Source organism: Methanoculleus sp. UBA413 (assembly GCF_002502935.1).
GTDB classification, from domain to species: domain Archaea; phylum Halobacteriota; class Methanomicrobia; order Methanomicrobiales; family Methanoculleaceae; genus Methanoculleus; species Methanoculleus bourgensis.
In genome coordinates this window covers 1-4684 of record NZ_DAQR01000056.1, presented here as the reverse complement: position 1 = coordinate 4684, position 4684 = coordinate 1, and the positions used below count along the sequence as shown (strand labels likewise).

Here is a 4684-nt window from a genome sequence, read left to right as displayed (position 1 = left end):
TGCTCGAACGCGTGGAAGGGCGGATCCAGGACTTCATTGTGACGGGCAAGGGCGAACTCCTCTCCGGCATCACCATGAACATCGATACCGATGCGTTCGATAATGTTAAACAGTTTCAGTTCTACCAGGAGAAGGTCGGGGAAGTCGTCCTGAACGTCGTGAGAAAACCGGCGTTCGGTGATTCAGATGCAGAATATCTCTACCGTGAGGTGAGCCGGAGTTGCGGCGACGACGTTACCGTCACCATCAGGTACGTCGACAACATTCCGCTCACCACCCGAGGCAAGTACCGCTACTTCGTCCAGAACCTGCCGGTGCACTTTGGTGAGAGAGAGATGGCGAAGATTGAGCACGGATCCTCTGATATACCTGCATAATCCCGGAGGTGCGTACATGAAGGCCGGTCTGCTGAAATGGGTATCAGGTGCAAACCCTCTCACCGTAAAAGCGCTCAGCCTGATACCCTCCTACCGTGTCTACCGGGAGATGTATACGCTCCTTGGGAAGTCCCAGTGGTGGAGCCGGGAGGAACTTGCGGCCTACCAGGCGGCGGCGCTCTCGCGTCTGCTCGACCACGCCTACGTAAACGTCCCCTACTACCGCCGGGTCTTCGACGACCGCGGCCTCGTGCCCGGGGATATCCGGACCCCGGCGGACCTCCGGCTCCTCCCCTTCCTGACCAAGGAGATCGTCCAGGCCAACCTCCCCGACCTCAAGGCCAGAAACTACCCGGAATCGGCATTTGAGTACGTACGTACATCGGGTTCCACCGGCACCCCTATGGGATTCTACTACGAGCGGGGGGTCTCCCGGGCCCGGGAGTGGGCGTTCATGAAGACCCAGTGGGACCGCGTCGGCTACCGGTTCGGCGACAAATGCGTCGTCCTCCGGGGGCATGTGGTGGACGCGGCATCGAGCGGCACCTACTGGAAGCGGGCGCTCTTCGGCCGGTGGCTGATCATGTCCTCCCACCAGATGACCGAAGAGACCCTGCCGGCCTACATCAGGGAGATCCAGCAGTTCAAACCCCGGTTCATCCATGCCTACCCCTCTACAGCTGTTATTCTGGCCCGGTTCATGAGGGAGCACGGGATCGAACCCTTCCCCATGGTGCGGGCGGTCCTCTGCGGCTCCGAGAACCTCTACCCCTGGCAGCGGAGTCTCCTCGAAGAGGCGTTCGGGTGCCGCGTCTTCTCCTGGTACGGCAACTCCGAGCAGACCGTACTTGCCGGGGAGTGCGAGGAGAGCATCCACTACCATATCTTCCCCGAATACGGGATCGTCGAACTGATCGGCCGGGACGGCCGGCCTGTGGAGAAACCCGGCGAGATGGGCGAGGTCGTCGCCACCAACCTCACCAACTACGTCTGCCCCCTCATCCGCTATCGGACCAGGGATGTAGCGGTTGCCACGGAGAAACAGTGCTCCTGCGGGAGGCAGTATCCCCTGCTCGAGAAGGTGGAAGGGAGGCTCCAGGAGTTCATCGTGACGCGGAACGGACACCTGATCTCCGTCACTCCTATCAACTACGAATCGGGAGCTTTTGAGAATATCAGACAGTTCCAGATGTACCAGGAGACGATGGGCGAGCTCATCATAAAAGTCGTCAGAAAGCCGACCTACACCCGGGAGGATACCAGGCAGCTGGTCAGGGAGCTCCGGTGGCAGCTCGGCGACGGCGTGGACGTGCAGGTCAGGTTTGTCGATGAGATCCCCCGCACAGAAGGCGGCAAGTTCCGGTATCTCATCCAGAAACTGCCGATCGAGATCGGGGATCTCTGAGTGATCACTCGATAAAGGGGATAACTTTTCGTTTCAACCAGGGTTTGTTGATGATGGAACTGTATGCCCATTCAGCCAGAGCTCCGACCATATCCCTCCGGCAGACCTCCATATAGATCTCAAGACCCGAACAGAACCGGGATTTGAAGAAGTTCAGGTCCGGCGTGTTCGCCCCGATGTTCTCGAAGATCGGGTAGTCTTCAGCCTTTGCACGCTGGATCAGGAGCCACTGGAGATACTCGTTCCCGGCATGAGAGCTCTCGATCCGCGGCGCCCCCATCCAGAACAGGAAACGTTTGTACTCCTGGGTGGCGACCGTCCCCGCAAGCGCACCTTCCCGGTCGTAGAGGTAGTAGGCCGCAAGATGGTCCGGGTATGCCCAAAAGAGATCCTCAAAGTAGCGTCTGCTGATCATCGGGATGTTCATATCCGGCTGACTGAACCGTTCGGCAATCGAGGTGTACAGCGCCGAGATGTCTCTGCTCCGCACGAGATCCATTCCGGCCTCTTCGGCCTTCCTGATCTTGCTGCGCAACTTGCTATGGAAGCCGCCCCATATCGCTTCGACCGGTTGCGCAAGATCGACCGTGTAGGTGTAGCGGACCTTTGCGGTATACCCCCTCCAGAGAAACTGCCTGATATCAACGAGACCCGGCACGAGGGTCAAGGAGAGGTAATGCGGAGAGATCGCGTCGATCTCTGCAGAGAGGTCGCTCGCGATGAGGTCCATGACCCCCTCCCTCTTGCTCTGCTTCAGCGTATCAAACTCCCCTGACAGGATGAGGCCCTGGTAGGGGATGACCGCCTGCATGGGCGGCGGCGAGAAGAGCGTCTTTACACCGTGCGTGCTCCTGAAGTAGAGCGGGGCGAGACAGACAAGTTCATCCCCCCTGTAGACCGCGTAGGGGAGAAGCCGGTAGCCCGTATGCCGTGCGGTGATCGTTATATAGTCCCACTTGTGGAAAAGCAGCCCGTAAGGGCTTGCATCAACGAACGCATCCCAGGTCTCCCTGTCTTTTACGAGTTCGAGCGCCATAGATCCTGACTTCCGGTCGATCGGTCATGCCAGACCGCATCCGTTGCAGGATACCTCAAAGGCGTATTTATACCCTTCCCCGGCTGTCCGTCAGTTACAGGGGTCTGTACTGTTCCCCCGGGATCCAGAGGCGGCCCGGGCCCCATGGGGCCAGCCTGATGCATGCGCTCACTCGATGTAGGGGACCATCCTCTTCTTAACCCAGGGCCTGTTGACGATATTGCTGTAGACCCACTCTGCCGCCCTCCCTACGGCATCCACCCTGCTCACCTCAAGATGAATGGAGAGGTCCGGGTTGTACTTCGCCTTGTGCATGTTCAGGTTCGGGTTGTTCGCACCCGTGTTCTCGAACTCCAGGAAACCTTTCTCTTTCGCGTCCCTGAGCAGGAGCCACTGGAGGTACTCGTTTGCCGATGTGCCGTCGATCTTCGGGCCCCCGACCCAGAGGAGATACCGCTTGTACTCCTGGGTTGTGCCAACGCCCCTGAGGTCTCCGTCCCGGTCGTAGAGATGGTAGACATGGACATGATCCGGATACGCCCGAAAGATGTCCTCGAAGTAGCGTTGTGTGATCATCGGGATGTCCATATCCGGCTGGCTGAACCGCTGACGTACCGTCTCGTAGAACATTGTGAGATCGTCACCCTCCTCCAGGTAGTACCCGTTCTTCTCAAACTTACGGAGGTTCGTCCGTAACTTCCCGTTCAGGTTCTTCCAGAGGGTCTCCAGGGGAGGGGCGAGATCGATCATGTAGGAGTAGCTGATCCGGGTCTGGTAGCCGTCCCAGATGAACTGGCGGATATCATGATAGTCAGGGACGAGTTTTATCGAGAGGTAGTTCGGCGAAAGGTCACCGATCACTTCACGGAGTCCTTCGGTGACCACCTGCAACGACGACTCCTTTTTGCTCTGTTTCGCCGTGGCGTAATCCCTGCTCATCACGATGCCCAGGTAGGGGATAACCGCCTGCATGGGTGGAGGGGAGAGCACGACAGAGAGACCGCCTCTCCGCTTGCAGAAGAGCGGGCAGACAGCGACGAGTTCTCTGCCCCTGTAGATCCCGTAGGGGAGGGCCGTATACCCGGTGTGCCGCTCTGTAATCTTTAAGAAATCCCACCTGTGGAAGAGGAGACCGGACGGGCTGGCATCGATGAACGTATCCCACGTCTCCCTATCTGTGACAATTTCTACTGGCAAACTCTTCTTCCCTCGCTCTGCCGGAGAAGTCCAGCTGTCTCCTACTACCCGCGGTCTCCTAAATAAATATAGTGGTCGCCGGCGGCCATGGGAGGACACAGGTTCTCCGGGTCATGGATATCCGGGATCCCTTCCGGCAGCCGCGTGACAGGGGCCGGGAGTCCGGGTTTCCCGGGATTGGGAATGGTCGCTTTGGCGCGAAACGGAATCGGGGGGAGCGCGACCGGGCCTGACGGCACCTGGCGGGGCATGGCATCTCATATTCTCCATGAAGACCTCGCCTATCCAGATCAATGAGCACCTCTCAATAGTTGGTTCATTGCTCCCGGGTATGGCGTCATACCTCAGGCAGATCCTCTCTCCGGGCACTGGGGGATACCGGGTATGGTTGTCGTCGGTGGCGGGGGGGTCTCCCTCATACGCGCTAACGTTTGGTATGGAGACCCGTGAGGATATCGTCCAATTCAGGAGACGGAAGTCGGTTTCGGGCACTATTGGCCGGTCTGCGGTCACTCGTCCACCACCTCGGAAAACGGTCTGGATCCTTGTCGGGGGGCAATCGGTGAGAGCCCGACCGGTTCACTCCGGGAGTTTATCATGCCCCGAGCAGGGTGGAGGCTACGAGGAGGGACCGACAGGTTCCACCGCCCCACCATGTCGTTGTTAACG

The 4684-nt window shown here is 58.9% G+C and carries 3 protein-coding genes and 1 pseudogene; 2 read left to right on the top strand and 2 right to left on the bottom strand.

From position 1 onward, the window contains the following. A pseudogene (locus BP858_RS04180) lies at nucleotides 1-377 on the top strand (phenylacetate--CoA ligase family protein); the annotation flags it as partial. Between the two features lie 16 nt (nucleotides 378-393). After that, nucleotides 394-1782: a phenylacetate--CoA ligase family protein gene (locus tag BP858_RS04175; RefSeq protein ID WP_062265833.1), complete on the top strand. Its 1389-nt coding sequence runs from the start codon at nucleotides 394-396 to the stop codon at nucleotides 1780-1782. Nucleotides 1783-1786: 4 nt separating this feature from the next. Here the strand turns inward: BP858_RS04175 and BP858_RS04170 are convergent, their stop codons facing one another. Next, entirely contained in the window at nucleotides 1787-2818 is a 1032-nt protein-coding gene (locus BP858_RS04170; RefSeq protein ID WP_062265829.1) for a GNAT family N-acetyltransferase, read from the bottom strand. Nucleotides 2819-2986: 168 nt separating this feature from the next. After that, nucleotides 2987-4015, bottom strand: coding sequence for a GNAT family N-acetyltransferase (locus tag BP858_RS04165; RefSeq protein ID WP_286878926.1), 1029 nt, complete (start codon nucleotides 4013-4015; stop codon nucleotides 2987-2989). Nucleotides 4016-4684: the final 669 nt, after the last annotated feature.